Below are 13,290 nucleotides of genomic sequence, written 5' to 3'. Positions count from 1 at the left end.
GGATCAAAGCGGTGTTCTGGCTCTGGCCTTTGATGACTGTTGGGACGATGACCGCAGCGCCCGCACGGGAGAGCGGCGGCGGTGGTGCTACGCGCACTCTCGCGCTCGAGACCGCGCGTCAGGAGCCGGAAACACGATCCCGCACTGCTACGAAGATCGTCGACCACGCCGCGCGCGAAATGGCCCTTCATGTCACAACCACGCTCAGTCGTTCCTGGACTGATCTCAGCCGCGTGTTCGGCCGGATGCGAGACGCTATCGCGTATGAGCGGCTGATGCATGCCACCTTCGGCTGGGCGCTTTCCCCGATGCAGCGGCTTATGCCTTCCGCGACCTGGCCGCTGGTTCATGCGCAACAGGCCGGCCATTGGGGGCATCCGCCGCGCCCAACCGAAACAGCGACAGGCGGAGATATTTTCTCAATGGCCGCCGCCTGGTGGCGGGGTCTTGCCACGCCCTTCACAGCGACCGGATCCGGCTGGCGTCCACATGCTGCGCCTGCCAACCCGCCGGCCTTTGCTTTCGCGCCGATGTTCGGCGCTGCGGCCATGATGCCGGCAATTGGCTTCGGCCTGTTCCTCTAATTGCGCGCCCGTCGTGTCAGCCAGGCGTGATGCAGCGCGATCGCCGCAGCATTCGATACGTTGAGGCTCTGGATCGCCCCGGGCGCGGCAAGAGCACTGACCACGTCGCAGTGCTCGCGGGTGAGCCGGCGCAGCCCCTTGTCCTCTGCACCCAGGACGAGCGCCAGCCGCTGGAAGGCCGGCAAATCCTCGAAAACCTGATCACCTGCCGAATCCAGTCCAATTCGCATGACGCCAAGGTCGCCGAGTTCTTCCAGCCCGCGCGCGAGGTTGGTGATCAGCGCCACGGGCACGTGCTCCAGCCCACCTGACGCCGCCTTTGCCAGTGCGCCTTCCAGCGGCGGCGAGTGCCGCGCGGTCATAACCAGACCGTCCGCGCCGAAAGCCGCGGCACTTCGCAGGATCGCGCCGACGTTCTGCGGGTCCGTCACCTGATCGAGCACTATGATCACGCTGAAGGCGTCAAAGCTGGCGATGTCGCGCGGCGGCAGTGGATCAGCTTCCACGACGACGCCCTGATGCACAGCGCCCGTGCCGACGCGCGCAGCGAGATCGTCGGGCCGCACAATCCGGGGCGACACCCCGCGCGCAGCGAGCACGTCGCCCATTCGTTCGGCGGCGTTCGTTGTCGCCAGGACCGAGCGGATTTTGCGCTTGGGGTTGGCGATGGCTGCGCGCGCGGCATGCAGGCCGTATATGAGCACGCCTCCGCGTTTCGGCCCAGACTTGGCACCGCTGTGCCGAGCGTTACCTTGCCCGGACTTCGCGCCGGGCACGCCTGATTTCTTCTGTCGGCTCATGCGCGAGCAACGTTTGGCTGCGGTTGACAGAACGATCACAGGCTCCCATAACACAAAAAATCGTGCGTGCGATCCGCGCGCGACCTTTTCCCGCCACGGCCGTTTGAGCCGGAAGGCCTTGCGATTTTGGAGGAGTGCCCGAGTGGCTAAAGGGGGCGGACTGTAAATCCGCTGGCTAACGCCTACGTTGGTTCGAATCCAACCTCCTCCACCAGCTCCCCTCTATGATAACCTTCTCTGCCGCAACCGGTTCACCTCCAGAGGGCAGGAACGAGGGCGCAGCGCATGGCCAACCCCGACTCGCCACGATTTGACGCCGTCGTTTTCGATCTTCTCACGGCGCTCCTCGACTCCTGGACACTCTGGAACGACGTGGCCGGTAGTCGAGAGGCGGGCCTCCACTGGCGCAGGCGTTATCTGGAAATCACTTACGGCTGCGGCGGCTATCGCCCGTATGACGACCTCGTCGCCGAAGCGGCGCGCGACACAGGGCTTTCGCCGAACGCCGCGTACGAACTGCATCACCGCTGGCATGACCTGAAGCCATGGCCGGAAACACCCCGCATTCTCGAGAAACTCGGCGCTCAGGTTCCGCTGGGAATCGCAACGAACTGTTCCCAGGAAAAGGGGCTTTCGGCCGCATCGTTGACAGGTAAAACATTCGCCGCCGTCATCACCGCCGAAAAGGCCGGCTTCTACAAGCCGCGCGCGGAGGTCTACCGTGCGGCCCTGGACGCGATGGGGACTGATCCTGCTCGCACCCTCTTCGTGGCAGGCTCGGCTGCAGACGTTCCGGGCGCAAAAAATGCCGGCATGCCCGTTTACTGGCATAACCGCATCGGGCTGCCGTGTCCTGAAGGCGGGGTGCCGGATTTTCTCGAGTCCACGCTGGACCGGCTACCGGGAATCGTCTTGGGCGATCCCGAAACTTGAGAGGTCGTCATGCTGTCCCTGGACTCGCTGGAAACGCCCTGCCTGGTGGTGGACCGGCACCGGCTTTTGCGCAATGCCCAGACCATGCTGGCGCGCGCCCGCGACCTGGGAGTCGCGCTGCGCCCCCACGTCAAGACGCCGAAATCCGTTGAGATCGCCCGCCTGTCGCTCGGGGCCGATAACGGTCCAATCACAGTTTCGACCTTGCTGGAGGCGGAGCATTTCGCGGCGCATGGCTTCGACGACATCCTCTACGCCGTCGGTATTGCACTCGGCAAGCTGCCCCGACTGGCGGCGCTGCAAGGGCGCACCGGCGCCACGATCCGCTTCGTCCTCGACAGCGTCGCGGTGGCCGAGGCGGTGGCGGCTTTCGCGCAACAGGGCCACTCCGGCTTACAGGCGCTCATCGAGATCGACAGCGGCGAACATCGCAGCGGCCTGCTGCCGGATGACCCCGCGCTTCCCGAAATCGCAGCGGTACTCGCGGACGCACCCGGCGTCGAGCTGGTTGGCGTGATGACCCATGCCGGCCACTCCTATGGTACCGATGACCCGGCGAAGATTCGCGCGATCGCGGACGCGGAACGCGACGCCGCCGTCAGCGCCGCCGAGACGCTGCGAAGCCACGGCCACGCATGTCCCGTGGTCAGTGTCGGCTCAACGCCCACCGTCCTGCACGCGGGGCATTTGCACGGTGTCACCAAGGCGCGCGCCGGCGTCTACGTCTTCTGGGATCTCGCCCAAGCCTCGCGCGGCGTCTGCGGCCTCCACGACATCGCCGCGACAGTTTTGTCCACCGTCATCGGGCACAATCGTCAGGCCGGACGGTTGATCCTTGATGCGGGCGCTTTGGCGCTGTCGAAAGACGTGGGCGCCAACAACTTCATGCCCGACGCGGGCTACGGCTTCGTCTGCGATGCCGCAACCGCCGAGCATTTGGCGCCGCTGGCCGTCACGGAGGTGCATCAGGAGCATGGGGCTGTGCCAGTGCCGGATGCGTCGTGGTTCGACCGGCTGCCCATCGGCTCGCTGGTCCGCGTCATGCCCAACCACACCTGCATGACCTGCGCCGCCCATCGCGGCTATCACGTGCTGGAAAACGGCGAGGTCGTCGCCGAATGGCCGCGCGTCAACGGCTGGTGACGCAAGCTGGCGAGAGCCATTGTCGACCGTGCAATGACGCTACCCTTCGAAGCGGAAAGTCGCTGAATCACGATCAGTCCGGCGATACCCTGGACGCGCGACTTTCATCAGGAGCAGCGGATCCAGTTGAGCGCCGACATCACCATCCGCAAGGCCGAGGCTGACCACGCCCGCGAGGTGGAGGCCTGCGCGCGTGCGGCCTATGAGAAGTTCGTGCCCCTGATCGGCCGTGAACCGGCTCCGATGGTGGCGGACTTCGCGCGCCAGATTGCCCGTGGCATCGTTGAGATCGCGGTTGATCCGGCAGGGCGGGTTGCCGGCTTCATGGTCCGCTACCCTCGCGGCGCACATCTGCACATAGAAAACCTGGCAATCCACCCGGCCTTTCAGGGGCAAGGGCTTGGCACGCGGTTGCTCCGGCGCGCGGAAGACACCGCCCGCGAGCTCGGTCTGACAACACTCGAACTTTACACAAACGCGAAGATGAGCGAAGCCCTGGCCTTCTATCCCGCGCGCGGCTTTGTCGAGATCGACCGACGGTGGGAAGCGGGGTTCGACCGGGTGTATTTCCGCAAGGACCTGCCGGACCGGACTTCCTGAACTGTCAGCGGGAAGGCGACAACCCAGCCGCATCGATCAATGCGGGGATCTGCTTCTTCAGCTTGAAGAAGCCCTTGGTGGCGTGGGGCCACGCCGCCTTGTCCCAAGGCCGCAGGATCTGGATCAGCGAAACGCCGTTTTCCGCCAGCGTCGCGCGCGCAGCGGCAAGCCGCTCGGCCACCGGACCGACTGGCGCATAGGCCGTCATCACGCCGTCCAAGTCATTTGCGCGCGCCCAGTTCAACAAAGCCGCGCCCCAATCCTCGGGGTCCGATTGCTGGCCCTCCACGCCGAAATGCGCGGCGCCCCGAGCGAGCGCGTCAGAGACCGCGCCGTGCGCAAAGTGGCAAGCCGCGTCCGAGACCGGCAGGGGCGAGCGCCCGGCCGTCGCCGTCAGACCGATCTCCGCGGTCGGCGCAGCCGGCAGGTCCAGCGTCTCAGGCGCGCAGTCCTCCTCCGTCACCACCAGCCCCGCCCGCTGTGGCTTGACCGCCACGTCCGGCTCCGGCAGAGGCATCAACGGATGCTCCTCCTCCTCGCGCAGCGGTGGCGCGGCGGTCGCGAGTTGTCCCGCCGGGTTGAACCGGCCTTCGGTATACTTCGCGATATTGTCGGGCCGCGCGAGATAGGTCTTGCCCTTGGTGTGCAGCCCGCCGACCCAGCGCCAGCCAAGCGTATTCGAGGCGGGGTCACCGTCCAGCAGGTGCCGCAGAAAGAAATCCGCGCCGAGTTCCCAAGGCAGGCGGAGCGTGAAAATCCAGATGCTGGCGAACCACATGCGCGCATGGTTGTGCAGATAGCCGGTCTCGACGAGTTCCCCCGCCCAGGCGTCGAAACAGTCGATGCCCGTGCGCCCGTTGACCGCCGCATCATAATCCGCGCGCAGGCCCGGCTCGGCCTCCAGCCGTCCGGCGAGCGCCGCCACATCCCTGCGATACGCCTGCCAAATACTGGGCCGCTGCTCCATGAACCCCTTGAAGTAGCTCCGCCAGACCACCTCCTGCACGAACTTCTCCGCTGCCGAGAGGCCGTGCGCGCCGAGCGTTTGGGCGATCACCTCCGGCTCAAGCACCAGCCGGTGCCGCAGCCACGGCGATAGGCCGGAAACCTGCGCGTGTCGTCCCGGCCCGAAGTCGAAGTTCCGCAAACGCGCATAATTGCGCCCGGCGCGGGGCATGAACGCCGAAAGGTGCGCAAGGCCCGCCTCGCGCGTCGGTTCGGGGTGCGCGGCCATGTCTCCGATCCATCTCAGGTGCGATGCGTAATGAAGGTACGCACCGCGCGATACGCGGATTGTTAACGTCTGCGCTCGCCAATCGCTTCATACTGCCGCACACGAAAGGCGGAAGAGATGGACAGTTTTGCCCTCATCGACATTGCCGCCCTGCTCGCCGCCGCCGTGCTCGGCGCGATGCTGTTCTTCGCGGGCGTCGTGGCGCCGCTGGTGTTCGCGCAGTTCCCGGAGGAACAGGCGGGCGCTTTCATCCGGCGTCTGTTTCCGCGCTATTATGATGTGCTGGCGATTGCCAGTGCGTTGGCCGCGGTGCTGGCGCTGGGCACGCTGGAGGGTGCCATTCTCGCCGCAGTCGCTGCGCTGTTTGTCGTATCGCGCTTCTGGCTGATGCCCCGGATCAACGCGGCGCGGGACGCGGGCGCGGCGGCGGTGCAACGCTTCGAGACGCTGCACCGCACGAGCGTCATCATCAACCTCGTGCAGATGGTCGCGCTGATCGTGGTGATCGTGCTGGCGCTGGCCTGAACGAAAGGACCGCGAATTGAAGGTTGTCATTTTCGGCGCAAGCAAGGGGATCGGCTTGGAGACGGTCCGCCGCGCGCTGGAGGCCGGCTATCAGGTCCGCGCCTTCGCCCGCAGCGCATCGGCCATCCCGGACACGCACCCGAACCTGGAGAAAGTGGACGGTGACGCGCTCGACCCCGAGGCGGTCCGCGCGGCGATCGGGCCGGGTGACGTGGTCATTCAGGCGCTCGGCGTCTCGCTAACGCCGCAAAACGTCATCAGCCCGGTCACGCTGTTCTCGAACGCAACGCGGGTTCTCGTCGACGCGATGAAAGAGGTCGGTGCGACGCGGCTCATCTGCGTCACCGGCTTCGGCGCGGGCGACAGCGCGGGGCGCGGCGGTTTCTTCTATCAGGCGTTCGGCCGACAAGGGCTGCTCAAGCGCGCCTACGACGACAAGGATATTCAGGAGTGGATCATCCGCCGCAGCGGTCTGGACTGGACGATCGTCCGGCCCGGCATCCTCACCGATGGGCCGCACACCGGCCGCTACCAGGTGCTAAACGACCCACGCGAATGGCGGGTTGGAAAAATTTCGCGCGCAAACGTTGCGGATTTCCTCGTAAAGCAGGTCGAAAGCGACGCGCATATCTGCGATACGCCCGTTCTGATCGAATAGCCTCACGCGCGGATCGCGGCAGTGACTGGCGCATCGACAAGACGCGCAACGCTCTCTAGCGTGTCTCCGCAAATGGCCGTTTCAAGGCGTGCCGGGCCGTTGAGCGAGGAAATGATATGGAGCCGCCCCGGATCGAGCTGTCCAGCGATACCCAGACCCGCCCGACGGCTGGTATGCGGGAGGCGATGGCGAACGCCGAAGTCGGCGACGAGCAGCGCGGCGAGGACCCCACGGTGAACGCCCTTTGCGCGCGCATGGCCGAACTGATGGGCAAGGAAGCGGCGGTATTCCTCCCTTCGGGCACGATGGCGAACCAGATCGCGTTTCTGGTGCACTGCCGGCCGGGCGATGAAATTCTCGCGGAGGAGCGGTATCACGTCATCAACCTGGAAGGCGCCGGGGCCGCCGCGCTGGCCGGAGCCTTCGTGCGGCCGATCTCCGCGCCGCGCGGAATCTTCACCGCGGAACAGCTCGAAGCACGCATCCGCAAGCCGCGCCGCGAGACGCCGCGCCCGCGCGTCGTGACCATCGAGCAGACGGTCAATTTTGGCTCAGGCGCAATCTGGCCTGTTGAGGCGATCCATGAGGTGGCCGCTGTAGCGCGGCGTCATGGACTGCTTATGCACATGGACGGCGCGCGGCTGCTGAACGCCGCGGTCGCTTCGGGCGTGTCAGCGGCGTCGTATTGCGAAGCATTCGATTCGGTCTGGCTGGATCTCAGCAAGGGGCTCGGCTGCCCGGTCGGGGCAGTGCTGGCCGGTTCGGAACCTTTCATCAGCGAAGCGTGGGTATGGAAGCAGCGGCTGGGCGGGGCGATGCGCCAGGCCGGCGTTTTGGCGGCCGCAGGGCTTTATGCGCTGGCCCATCATGTTGAGCGCATGACTGAGGACCACGATAACGCGCGGCTGTTCGCAGAGCGCATTGCCGGGTTGCCCGGCGTCCATGTGGCCGAGCCGATTGAAACGAATATCGTCCTGTTCGACATCAACGGGATGACCGCCGAGGCGTTGGTCAATGCGCTCGCGGCGAAAGGCATTCGTCTCGACGCGATCGACACGCAGAGGCTGCGCGCCGTCACGCATCTGGACGTGAACCGCGCGCAGGTGGAGGAGGCCGCCGCCGCCGTCGCCGAGATCATGGGCGGGTGACGCCTACTCGTAGTCGCCGCCGCGATAGCCGCCTTTCAGGCCGTCCAACTCGCTGCGTAGCCAGCGCACCTCATGCTCCAGAAACTCGATCCGCTCTTTCAGCTTCATGAAGATCCAGATCACGGTGCCGGCGATGAGCAGGATCACGACGTTCTGAAGGGCGTCCATTTGAAATCCTTTCCTGTTGGCGGCGGCACGCACCGCTCTAGCGCAGAACGAGCACCGCGCACTTCGCGTGCCGCACGACGCGATGCGCCGTGGAGCCGAGCAGATAATCGCTCAGCCCTGGCTGGTGCGACGCGATGATGATTGCGTCGGCGTTCTTTTCCTTGGCCGTGCCGAGGATGCCCGCGGAGGGCTGGCCGCTGCGTACGACGATCTCGACTTCGAGGCCGGACTCGCGGGCGATTTTCGACAGCGCGTCATGCGCGTTCTTCTTGGCCCTGTCCATGTAGCCGCCGGGCAGCTCGGTGGCGACATAGGTTGGAATATCCTCGATGACGCTCATGAGCACGATATGCGCGTGCTCGCCGCCAAGCTGCCGGGCAGCGTTGAGCATGCGATCGGCTTTTTCGACTTCGGACAGTGCTACGGGGACAACAATTGTTTTAAACACGGGCGATCCTTCCTCTTCGTGAATGGTCTCCACGGGGCGAGTTTAGATCAGCGCGATCTTCGCAGCATTCATTTTACGACTGCCGCGCGCAGACTCTTGTGCAGTTTTGGCCGGCTCGGCGGTCTGCCCGGAACGGCCCGAGCCGTTGGTCGGGTCGCATGACCCGCCGCCGCTTAAGGAGATGGTGCGGCCCGAGCACCGGCAAATAGCTGACTTGAACGCGCGTGCCTTGTTGTCCGCGACGCAAAGCGCCTAACATCGACCGGCCCAGCAGTCCGGCCAAGGATAAAGAAAAAATGAGTCGAGGCATTCTCGCTTCCGTTTTTGTCGCAAGAATTTTTCTCTTCCTGCCCTTCATGACGGTCGCCGGGTGCATCCCGGTCCTGATGGAAGCCTGGGAGATTGGCGCGGCCAAGGTCAGCTCGATCGTTTCCGGCTTCTACTTCGCCTATGCCTTCTCGCTGCTGGGGTTTTCGTGGCTCGCGGGGCGCATCGGCGCGAAACGGGCCGTAACGCTTTCCGCATGGGCAACCGCGATCTCCTCCGCGGCCTTTGCCCTGTTTGCGCGGGACTACGCCTCCAGTCTGGTGCTCTATGCGCTGGTCGGGCTCTGCCAGGGCGGCGTCTACACTCCCTTGATCATGCTGTTCCGCGAGAATGCGCCGCCAGAAAAGCTCGGCGCGGCCATCGGCGCGCTCATCGCCTCGACGTCGGTCGGCTACGCCGCGTCCATCGCGGTCACCGGCATGGCGCTCGGCGTATCCGGCTGGCAAACCGCCTTTCTCGTGAGCGGCACGCTGCCGTTGGCGGGAACCCTGATGCTGCTCACCGCAATCCGCAACCTGCCAAACATCATCCATCCCACAGCGCTCGAGAGCGGTCTCTGGCGTCAACTTCGCGACAATCGCAGCGCGCGACGTCTCCTGCTCGGCTACACCTCCCATAACTGGGAGCTGATCGGCATGTGGACCTGGGCACCGGCGCTCATCGCGACGAGCTTTGTGCTCAGCGGCCAATCGACCGTCGCGGCCAGCCAGTCGAGCGCATCGTTCGTCACCATCCTGCATCTGGTCGGAGCCTTCGCGGCTTTTTCGATGGGCAAGCTCTCTGACCGGATCGGCCGGCGACAGATCCTCATCTGGTCGGCAGCCGTGGCCACCGCGTTCTCCTTCGGGGTCGGCTGGCTGGTCGCCTTCACGCCCTATCTGATCGCGACGCTTGTGATCTTCTACGCTTTCTTCGCGCTGGGCGACTCGCCGGTTTTGTCGACCACTTTGGCGGAGCGCGTGGAGCCAGCCTCGCTGGGCACCGTGCTTGCGGCGCGTTCGACGGCAGGCTTCGTCTCCGGCGCAGTGGCCCCGATCGTCTTCGGTTGGGTGGTGGATGCGCTGCGTGCCGCGGACGCGAGCGAGCCGGTCATCTGGGGTACGGCGTTCGGGACGCTGGGCCTCGGCGGTCTGCTTGCGATCCTGTTCGCGGTCCGCCTGCCCCCGAGAGCCGAGCCCGGCCCGCAAGGGGCGAACCAGAGAGCCTGACGCTTAACTGTCCCCGCGCGGGATGGGCTTCGGCCGCTCCTCAGGCAGGACCCCCTGCCGCCGAGTCAACAGCACGATCTGAAGGAGCACGCCGATCATCAGAACGCGCGCCGCGCTGGCCTGCGTCGCCATGTCGGCGGGCAGCAGCCGCGTGAAGATTTCGGTGCCGGACCATACCAGCCAGACCAGCACAGTACCGAGCAGCGCGCCCTTGTTGTTGCCGCTGCCCCCGACGATCAGCATGGCCCAGACGATGAAGGTGCCGAACACAGGCTGGAACGCTTCCGGCGAAATGAAGCCGAAGAAATGCGCGTACAGCCCGCCCGCAAAGCCCATCAGCGCCGAGCCGACCACGAAGGCCTGCAGCCGGAAGCTGACTACGTTCTTGCCCGCCGCCTTGGTCGCGTCTTCATTGTCGCGGATCGCGCGCAGGACGCGGCCCCAGGGCGAGACGCGCGCGCGCTCCACCAGGAAATAGGCGATCGCAACGCAGATCAGCGCGACCACCAGAAAGACCGGCCCCGCAAGCGGCCCGCTCTCCACCAGCGGCCGTGGGATTTCGGCGATACCGCGAACGCCGTGTGTGACCTGCTCTTCGTTCTTGATGAGGAAGCGGATGATCTCGGCGAGCCCGATTGTGGCGATGGCCAGATAGTCCGACCGCAGGTTCACCGTGATCATGCCGATGAGCACGGCGAGCAGGCCGCTGACGATGACGGCGCCGATCAGCCCGACGATCACGGGCAAGGCGAACCCGCCGAGATGCTCCGGCGTGGGCGGCGTCGTCAGGATCGCCGATGTGTAAGCGCCGACCGCGTAGAATCCGGCCACGCCGATATTGATCTGGCCGGTCATCCCCCACTGGATGTTCAGCCCGAGCGCCATGATCGCGTAGATACAGGCGAAGGAGGCGAAGAACACGAAATAGCTGAGCAGGCCGGCAAGCTCCATCAGCGGTCCTCCCCCTTTGCGCGCGCGACGATCATAGCGAACTCCCGCGGAAAATGCCGGTCGGCCGGACGATCAGCGTCGCCACCATCAGCGCGAAGGCCACCGCCTGCTTGTAGGCCGGGTTGATGACCATCGTGGACATCTCCATCGCCACGCCGATCAACAGCCCGCCCGCCATCGCGCCGTAAGGCCGGCCGATGCCGCCAACGATCGCCGCCGCGAACACCGGCAGCAGAAGCTGCCAGCCCATGACCGGATGCAGGCGCGTGTCCATCGCCAGGAAGATGCCGGCCATTGCCGCCAGCCCGCCGGCGATGATCCAAGCAATCATGATCACCCGACTGGTCGGAATGCCGCTGATCCGCGCTAGGTCAACATTGTCGGCCATCGCGCGCATCGCCTTGCCGAACTTTGTGTATTGCAGGAAGACGTGCAGCGCGGCGATCAGCCCGAGCGTGCCGGCGATGATCCAGAGATGGTCAGGCTTGATTGCAATGCCGCCGACGCGAATGGGCAACTGAATTCCAGAGGCATAGACCTGGTTGCCGGTGCCCCAGATGAGCTGTACCGCGCTCCGCAGGATGAGCGCCATCCCGAACGACGAGATCAGCAGCACGATCGGGGAGCTTTCGCGCAACGGGCGATAGATCGAAAGCTCGATGGCGATCGCCACAACTGCGACGACCAGGACCGCGAACGGTGCGGCGACGATGATCGGCATGCCCAGTCCGGCGACGATCACCAGCGCGGCATAGGCGCCGACCGTCATGAGGTCGCCATGCGCGAAATGCGCGAACCTTAGGATCGAGAAGACGAGCGACACCCCGATCGCGCCGAGCGCGAGAATGCTGCCCGTCACGATGCCGTAGATCAGGAGCTGGATGATGTCGCCGATCATGTGCACCCTTTACCCGCCGAGGAACATCTCGGCGATTTCCTTGTTCTGCAACATCTGGTCCGCGCGGTCCTCGAAGCGGTTGCGCCCCATCGCCAGCACATAGCCGCGATCGGAGACCGCCAGCGCCTGCTTCGCGTTCTGCTCGACCATGAGGATGCCGATGCCGAGCGCGTTGATTTCCTTCACTTGCTCGAAAACCTGGTCCATGAACAGCGGCGACAGGCCCGCCGTCGGCTCATCGAGGATAAGCAGCTTGGGCTCCAGCATCAGCGCGCGCCCCATCGCCACCATCTGCCGCTCGCCGCCCGACATCTGCCAGACCGGCTGCGACCGCCGCTCACGCAGGCGCGGGAATAAGGTGAAGATCCTTTCGAGCTGGCCGCTGTAGTCGTCGCTGCGCAGGAATGCGCCCATCTCCAGGTTTTCCATGACCGTCATGGACGTGAAGACGTTGCGTTCCTGCGGCACATAGGAGATCCCGATGCGCGGCGCCTGCTCCGGGGGGATATTCGTGATGTCGCGGCCCTCGAAGCGCACATCGCCCAACCGGATGGTGACCAGCCCGGCGAGCGCCTTGATGAAGGTCGACTTGCCCGCACCGTTTGGCCCGACGATGGTGACGATCTCGCCGGGCTCGACGCGCAGGCTGACGCCGTTGAGGATGTCGACGCCGCCGTAGCCGCCGTAGATGTTGCTTGCCGCCAGCAGGCTCACGCCGCCCCCTCCATCGAATGCCTCATGCCGGCTCGGTGTGGCCAAGATAGGCCTCGCGCACCGCCTCATTGGCCCGGATTTCTTCCATCGTTCCCTTGGCCAGAACGGTGCCCTGCGCCATGCAAATGACCGGGTCGCAAAGCTCGGCGATCATGTCCATGTCATGTTCGATCAGGCAAAAGGTATAGCCGCGCTCGCGGTTCAGCCGGCGGATCGTCTCGACGATCTGCGCCAGCAAAGTGCGGTTTACGCCCGCACCCGGCTCGTCGAGCAGCACGACCTTCGCGTCGGTCATCATGGCGCGGCCGATGTCGAGCAGCTTCTTCTGACCACCCGAAAGCCGCCCCGCAAGCTCATCGGCCAGATGGGCAAGCTGGAGAAAGTCGAGCACCTCGTCCGCCTTGTCGGCGATCTCTACCTCCTGCTGCCAGACAGCGCCCCAGCGGAGCCACGAGGTCACGAGGCTCTCGCCCTTCTGCGCCGCCGGAACGAGCATCAGGTTTTCGCGCACTGTCATGCGACTAAATTCGTGCGGGATCTGGAAGGTACGGATCAGCCCCAGATGAAATAGCCGGTGGGGCTTTACGCCGGTGATGTCGCGCCCATCAAGCAGGATGCGGCCGGAGTCCGGTCGGATGAACCCGGCGATGATGCCGAACAGCGTCGACTTGCCCGCGCCATTCGGCCCGATCAGCCCGGTAATGGAGCCGTCCGCGACCTCCAGCGAACAGTCATGCACCGCCTTCAGCCCGCCGAAGGCCTTTGACACGTTCTCGACGACAATCACGCGATATGCCCCTGCCTGCCGTGCACGCTTGCGCCCCGGAAAGGTTCAATATGAAAATGCGCTGAATGTCCATGCCCGAAGCGACGCGGGTGATCCATGAAACAAACGGCGCGGGATTGCAACGGGTGGCAAGGACGCTGTGCTTCCCCGGGCTGACGTCGGGG

16 protein-coding genes and 1 tRNA gene are annotated in these 13,290 nt (G+C 65.2%); 9 read left to right on the top strand and 8 right to left on the bottom strand.

Translation table 11 applies throughout. The features are described from left to right. Positions 1-47 precede the first annotated feature (47 nt). A complete protein-coding gene (locus BXY53_RS01640; protein ID WP_147361464.1) occupies positions 48-584 on the top strand; it encodes a hypothetical protein in 537 nt (178 codons plus the stop codon). Here the strand turns inward: BXY53_RS01640 and BXY53_RS01635 are convergent. Next, positions 581-1,384, bottom strand: a complete 804-nt coding sequence (locus BXY53_RS01635) for a TrmH family RNA methyltransferase (protein ID WP_119060201.1) — start codon at positions 1,382-1,384, stop codon at positions 581-583. The genes BXY53_RS01640 and BXY53_RS01635 overlap by 4 nt on opposite strands. A gap of 128 nt (positions 1,385-1,512) precedes the next feature. On the opposite strand from BXY53_RS01635, the gene BXY53_RS01630 reads away from it, so the two are divergent. From BXY53_RS01630 to BXY53_RS01615, 4 genes are all read left to right on the top strand, one after another. Further along, positions 1,513-1,598, top strand: a tRNA-Tyr gene (locus BXY53_RS01630). Positions 1,599-1,669: 71 nt separating this feature from the next. Further along, positions 1,670-2,317: an HAD family hydrolase gene (locus BXY53_RS01625; protein ID WP_119060200.1), complete on the top strand. Its 648-nt coding sequence runs from the start codon at positions 1,670-1,672 to the stop codon at positions 2,315-2,317. Between the two features lie 9 nt (positions 2,318-2,326). After that, the gene (locus tag BXY53_RS01620) at positions 2,327-3,460 is read left to right on the top strand and encodes an alanine racemase (protein WP_119060199.1); all 1,134 of its coding nucleotides are present in this window, start codon (positions 2,327-2,329) and stop codon (positions 3,458-3,460) included. A gap of 126 nt (positions 3,461-3,586) precedes the next feature. Then, positions 3,587-4,060, top strand: a complete 474-nt coding sequence (locus BXY53_RS01615; RefSeq protein WP_210209116.1) for a GNAT family N-acetyltransferase — start codon at positions 3,587-3,589, stop codon at positions 4,058-4,060. A gap of 4 nt (positions 4,061-4,064) precedes the next feature. Here the strand turns inward: BXY53_RS01615 and BXY53_RS01610 are convergent, their stop codons facing one another. Beyond that, positions 4,065-5,294, bottom strand: a complete 1,230-nt coding sequence (locus BXY53_RS01610; RefSeq protein WP_119060198.1) for an FAD-binding domain-containing protein — start codon at positions 5,292-5,294, stop codon at positions 4,065-4,067. Between the two features lie 117 nt (positions 5,295-5,411). Here BXY53_RS01610 and BXY53_RS01605 point away from each other — a divergent pair, with 117 nt between their 5' ends. The 3 genes from BXY53_RS01605 (at position 5,412) to BXY53_RS01595 (ending at position 7,625) form a co-directional block, all read left to right on the top strand. Continuing rightward, a complete protein-coding gene (locus tag BXY53_RS01605; RefSeq protein ID WP_119060197.1) occupies positions 5,412-5,819 on the top strand; it encodes a DUF4149 domain-containing protein in 408 nt (135 codons plus the stop codon). A 16-nt stretch (positions 5,820-5,835) separates the two neighbouring features. Then, positions 5,836-6,477, top strand: a complete 642-nt coding sequence (locus BXY53_RS01600) for an NAD(P)-dependent oxidoreductase (protein ID WP_119060196.1) — start codon at positions 5,836-5,838, stop codon at positions 6,475-6,477. Positions 6,478-6,593: 116 nt separating this feature from the next. Then, positions 6,594-7,625, top strand: a complete 1,032-nt coding sequence (locus tag BXY53_RS01595; RefSeq protein ID WP_119060195.1) for a threonine aldolase family protein — start codon at positions 6,594-6,596, stop codon at positions 7,623-7,625. Positions 7,626-7,628: 3 nt separating this feature from the next. Here the strand turns inward: BXY53_RS01595 and BXY53_RS14050 are convergent, their stop codons facing one another. Together BXY53_RS14050 and BXY53_RS01590 are read right to left on the bottom strand one after the other, a co-directional pair. Next, positions 7,629-7,793, bottom strand: coding sequence for a hypothetical protein (locus BXY53_RS14050; RefSeq protein WP_170144292.1), 165 nt, complete (start codon positions 7,791-7,793; stop codon positions 7,629-7,631). A 37-nt stretch (positions 7,794-7,830) separates the two neighbouring features. Continuing rightward, positions 7,831-8,241, bottom strand: coding sequence for a universal stress protein (locus BXY53_RS01590; protein ID WP_170144291.1), 411 nt, complete (start codon positions 8,239-8,241; stop codon positions 7,831-7,833). 296 nt (positions 8,242-8,537) lie between these two features. On the opposite strand from BXY53_RS01590, the gene BXY53_RS01585 reads away from it, so the two are divergent. Then, positions 8,538-9,776: an MFS transporter gene (locus tag BXY53_RS01585; RefSeq protein ID WP_119060193.1), complete on the top strand. Its 1,239-nt coding sequence runs from the start codon at positions 8,538-8,540 to the stop codon at positions 9,774-9,776. Positions 9,777-9,779: 3 nt separating this feature from the next. Here the strand turns inward: BXY53_RS01585 and BXY53_RS01580 are convergent, their stop codons facing one another. Genes BXY53_RS01580 through BXY53_RS01565 form a run of 4 tightly spaced genes read right to left on the bottom strand, consistent with a single transcriptional unit; the run spans position 9,780 to position 13,126 of the window. Then, positions 9,780-10,727 carry a branched-chain amino acid ABC transporter permease gene (locus BXY53_RS01580; RefSeq protein ID WP_210209115.1) on the bottom strand — a complete coding sequence of 316 codons (948 nt, stop codon included), beginning with the start codon at positions 10,725-10,727 and terminating at the stop codon, positions 9,780-9,782. 31 nt (positions 10,728-10,758) lie between these two features. Further along, complete coding sequence (locus tag BXY53_RS01575; protein ID WP_210209114.1) at positions 10,759-11,625, bottom strand: branched-chain amino acid ABC transporter permease; 867 nt, start codon at positions 11,623-11,625, stop codon at positions 10,759-10,761. A 9-nt stretch (positions 11,626-11,634) separates the two neighbouring features. Further along, positions 11,635-12,339, bottom strand: coding sequence for an ABC transporter ATP-binding protein (locus tag BXY53_RS01570; protein ID WP_210209113.1), 705 nt, complete (start codon positions 12,337-12,339; stop codon positions 11,635-11,637). A 22-nt stretch (positions 12,340-12,361) separates the two neighbouring features. Continuing rightward, complete coding sequence (locus BXY53_RS01565) at positions 12,362-13,126, bottom strand: ABC transporter ATP-binding protein (protein ID WP_119060191.1); 765 nt, start codon at positions 13,124-13,126, stop codon at positions 12,362-12,364. Positions 13,127-13,290: the final 164 nt, after the last annotated feature.

The organism is Dichotomicrobium thermohalophilum (genome assembly GCF_003550175.1).
GTDB classification, from domain to species: domain Bacteria; phylum Pseudomonadota; class Alphaproteobacteria; order Rhizobiales; family Rhodomicrobiaceae; genus Dichotomicrobium; species Dichotomicrobium thermohalophilum.
The sequence above is the reverse complement of the archived record's forward strand: the minus strand, read 5'-3'. Positions and strand labels throughout refer to the sequence as shown.